The organism is Zooshikella ganghwensis DSM 15267 (assembly GCF_000428585.1).
GTDB lineage: Bacteria > Pseudomonadota > Gammaproteobacteria > Pseudomonadales > Zooshikellaceae > Zooshikella > Zooshikella ganghwensis.
Genome location: NZ_AUAF01000258.1, coordinates 1 through 3,725, shown reverse-complemented (window position 1 = coordinate 3,725; position 3,725 = coordinate 1). Strand labels below are relative to the sequence as shown.

4 protein-coding genes are annotated in these 3,725 nt (G+C 36.2%); 2 read left to right on the top strand and 2 right to left on the bottom strand.

Annotated elements, in window-relative coordinates:
• The first annotated feature begins 152 nt into the window (after positions 1–152).
• Positions 153–875: an iron-containing redox enzyme family protein gene (locus F607_RS0125430; protein ID WP_027710267.1), complete on the top strand. Its 723-nt coding sequence runs from the start codon at positions 153–155 to the stop codon at positions 873–875.
• Complete coding sequence (locus F607_RS0125425) at positions 875–1,732, top strand: DMT family transporter (RefSeq protein WP_027710266.1); 858 nt, start codon at positions 875–877, stop codon at positions 1,730–1,732. Before F607_RS0125430 ends, F607_RS0125425 begins: the two co-directional genes overlap by 1 nt.
• Positions 1,733–1,885: 153 nt before the next feature.
• Here F607_RS0125425 and F607_RS31870 read toward each other — a convergent pair whose 3' ends face one another.
• Positions 1,886–2,707 carry a serine protease gene (locus tag F607_RS31870; protein ID WP_051311834.1) on the bottom strand — a complete coding sequence of 274 codons (822 nt, stop codon included), beginning with the start codon at positions 2,705–2,707 and terminating at the stop codon, positions 1,886–1,888.
• 262 nt (positions 2,708–2,969) lie between these two features.
• The gene (locus F607_RS0125415; protein WP_157365605.1) at positions 2,970–3,461 is read right to left on the bottom strand and encodes a hypothetical protein; all 492 of its coding nucleotides are present in this window, start codon (positions 3,459–3,461) and stop codon (positions 2,970–2,972) included.
• Positions 3,462–3,725: the final 264 nt, after the last annotated feature.

The window sequence follows — 3,725 nt, the reverse complement described above, 5'->3', positions numbered from 1 at the left end:
GGTTTCGCAGCCTGAATTGTAATACCAATGAGGGATCAATTCACTTCTAACTAATTGATTTTTCTTATTTATTCAGTTTTTTGTCCTGTACATAGCAACAAACCCTAAAAATGATTCGTGAAGGGTATAGTATACAAATAACAGGGAATGTTATGAATAAAACATATACAGTTGATGAAATGGCTGACATTATTGTCAGTTACTCCAATAAAGTATTGGCCGACAGTCTTTTTTTTAAAGACTTAGCTGGAGGTGTAATTTCTGTTGCAGATTTGCGCTATATTTTTATGCAGTATGAATACTGGCGTAATATATTTCATGAGTGGTTTGGTTTATGTATACTGAAGAGCGGTGATGCCTCACACCCTTATGTATCTCATACGGTTCAAGCTTTGGCACATCATGTGATGGTTGAAATGAAAGAAAACCATACTTTGATGTACCAACGATTTATTGAGCAGCTAGAGCATTCAACGGAACCTAGAGAGCCTGAGAGTCATGCTACTCGTAAATACAAATCACACTTTTTAAATGTTTTTGGTACAAGCGATACTAACTTTGTGGAATCAGTTGCAGCGTTATCTGCGAGAGAGTTGTTTGCATCAATTCGAAATACTTATGTTAAAAAAGCACTGAAAGCTTATTATGGTATTGACAAGTCACCATGGTGGGATATTCACGAGCACCTTGAGTTAGAGCACTTTCAGGATACATTCACCCCACTTAAACAAGAACTAGAAGGTAAAAAACGCTACGTAACCCTCATGCGCTTTATGACAAATGAAATTGATGCTCATGTTCAGTACTGGGATGAGTTATATCAAGAAGCGCAGATGATTAGCTGTACGAGCCAGCAACAAAAAATGGCAAGTTAATGCGCAATGAAATTACGATAGGTGCAGGTTTTTCACTATACTCTAGCCTTATGTGGGGAGCAACAGGAATATGGATTAGTTATTTAAGTAATTTATCATTAGATACTATTTTATTTTATCGTTTTCTTCTTTCGTTGCTTATTACCAGTATTATTATATATTTAACTTCGCAGACGCTTTCTTTAACAAAACGAGCTGTGTGTTGTGGTGCGGCACTTTGTTGTTACTATACATTCGCAACCACAGCGTTTTTGTTAGCGAACATGGTTGATGTAGCCCTTATTATAAGTACTACTCCTGTTTTTATAATAGGAGTTGAGTTTTTTAAGGGGGTTAAGCCCTCACTAAATAAATGTATAGGGGCTATCTCAGCACTTTTAGGTTCAACACTGGTAATTGTAGGATCTGCTACGATAGATCAATCGACTGTTAATGATGATAGCCATGTACTGGTCGGCTTACTATGTGCGTTGGGTGCAGCTATTACAATGGCTGTTTTTTCATTGATGAGTGCATCAAAAACAGTGAATGTTACAAGTGTAAATTTTTGGTCATATTTACTTGGTCTTGGTTTATTATTAAGTTGGAGCGTGTCAGCGTCAGAACTTCAAAGTCCTGATGTTCATCAAGCAGGTTTATTATTTGCTTTAGTACTATTCTCGACTATTTCAGCAGGTATGGCTTATAAGTATGCATGTCAGCTTGCTGGACCATCTACGGCAGCTATTGTACGCTTGAGTACGCCTATGTTTGCTGTGCTATTATCTTTTATATTACTGGATCGAGGATTATCTTTAACCCATTTTATTGGAGCACCTTTTATATTAATTGGTGTTTACTGGGTACTTCAATCATAGTATGACATTGTTTTGTTCAAGTCAGGCTAGGGCCTGGTAACCACCACTGCTGTAGACTATTTTTTGCGCCTAGCAAGCTACAAGGAATGCCGTGTAGTCATTCTACATAATAACGGCTTGGCAGCGCTGTAATATCGATTAGAGTTGTTACTGTCAATACGCTATTGCCACTTTGTCTCTCTGAGTTAGGTATTGCTCTATCCATAATTTAAAGTTAGCGACTCGAGCATATACTCCGGGGCGATTTGGTTGGGCACAACCGGATCCGAAGCTAACAATACCAACTTGATAGAAGCCATTATTAGTTTTTATAAATAAGGGTCCACCGGAGTCACCTTGACAGGAATCTTTACCACCTTGTGGAAGTCCTGCGCAAATATTTGAATAAATGCCTCCGGCATTCTGACATATACGTGTAGATGTAATTGGCACATCTACTTTTTGTAAAACATAGGGATTACCTGTTCCCTGAGTATCTCCCCAACCAATAACAGTAGTATACATACCTTGCCCTGCGTAGGTTGATGTAATATATTCATTGGCAAGTTGAATAGGCTTGTACTTGTAAGGAATATCATTTTCAAGTTCTAATAAGGCAACATCATTATATAAGTAGTAGGCATCATATTGAGGGTGAACTATCTGTCGTTTTACCCGAATAGTTGTAGCACCATTATTATTGTATGTTGCGTGCTTACCTACAACAATAGACTGAACTGAATAGCTTGCTACACAGTGTGCTGCAGTGAGAATATATCGGCTAGCTATAACAGACCCACCACAAAAGTGGTTATTATTATAAATTTGTAGGGAAACCATGAAGGGAAATTCGCCACGAATAGCATCTTCACCACCCACGATTTTTCTATTTTCGGGTTGGGTATTAATGATAATACTGTTAGGATTAGCTGAGGAATAGGAGTTAAGGTTGAATAAACAAAGAATGGATAATAATTTTAGTGATCTTGTTAGCATAGTCTAATCCTCCTTGACTAGAGTGTGCTGAACTGTTTAGCTTATCGAACTCATATACCCTTCGCTGTGGGTATATATTGCTTCGTTTTGTGGCTTTCTTTAGTAGATATAGTTTCTTATGTTGATGAATAGCTTGCTTTAATATTATGCAATAAAGATATCGCTACATTTTATAATAGATGTTTAATGTGTGTTTTGTATTGTTATTTTGGTTAATATTTGATTGTAGGTTTCTTTGTGTGTAAAAGTACTTTTTACTGCATCATTTTTTAAATGATAGTAGATACATTGATAGGGAGAATTGTGTTATATCTAAATAGTGGCTATTAAACTCTTCATGAAGTTTTGCTGGTTTTGAAAAATGATAGCCAGCGAAAAGAGATATCCAATGGTAGAAGTGATAAATAAGTTGATATTTTGTTCGTTTTTTGTGAAATGGTATTGTGATTATAGATAGTAAAATGCTGAGGAAATGCTGGAAGATATCTATAATAAATTCCAATATTATAGAGTTTATATGACATTTTACCAAAAGGTTATGATACTGTGTGTACATGATAGATAACCCTTTCTGTAAATAAGGAAATACACGATCTCCAAAGCTATCCAAATAAAGCATAGATAAACCTTCGTTAAGTCCAGCAGCTTGATGGTTCGCAAACTCTTCAATCGTGCTCGATGATAATTGAATTAATGCTTGAGGATGCTTGCCAAAACAAAGTGGCCAAATTAAAAAGCTTGGTTTAATTTGCATGACAATATATTCCCACTTCATTAGATATTCTAAAGATGACGCATTCGTATTAATACGCTTTTTATAATGGTTTGGAATGTCTGATGACTCGATTTTCTTAGTGAAATTGTCCATCCAGACTGTCAAAGCATTAACTATACCCATAGCGTTTGAGAATTAGGTTTAATCTTTTGATTTAACAAGGAAATTGTATATCCTTTGCGACCATGAAAGGATTTTGGCTCACAGAAGAAGAATTAAATGCGTTGCGCATAGCTCACAGGG

What these genes read in the sequence shown, in the direction of transcription:
- F607_RS0125430 (WP_027710267.1), top strand. Translation starts at nt 153, where the DNA reads ATGAATAAAACATATACAGTTGATGAAATGGCTGACATTATTGTCAGT.
- F607_RS31870 (WP_051311834.1), bottom strand. Translation starts at nt 2,707, where the DNA reads ATGCTAACAAGATCACTAAAATTATTATCCATTCTTTGTTTATTCAAC.
- F607_RS0125425 (WP_027710266.1), top strand. Translation starts at nt 875, where the DNA reads ATGCGCAATGAAATTACGATAGGTGCAGGTTTTTCACTATACTCTAGC.
- F607_RS0125415 (WP_157365605.1), bottom strand. Translation starts at nt 3,461, where the DNA reads ATGCAAATTAAACCAAGCTTTTTAATTTGGCCACTTTGTTTTGGCAAG.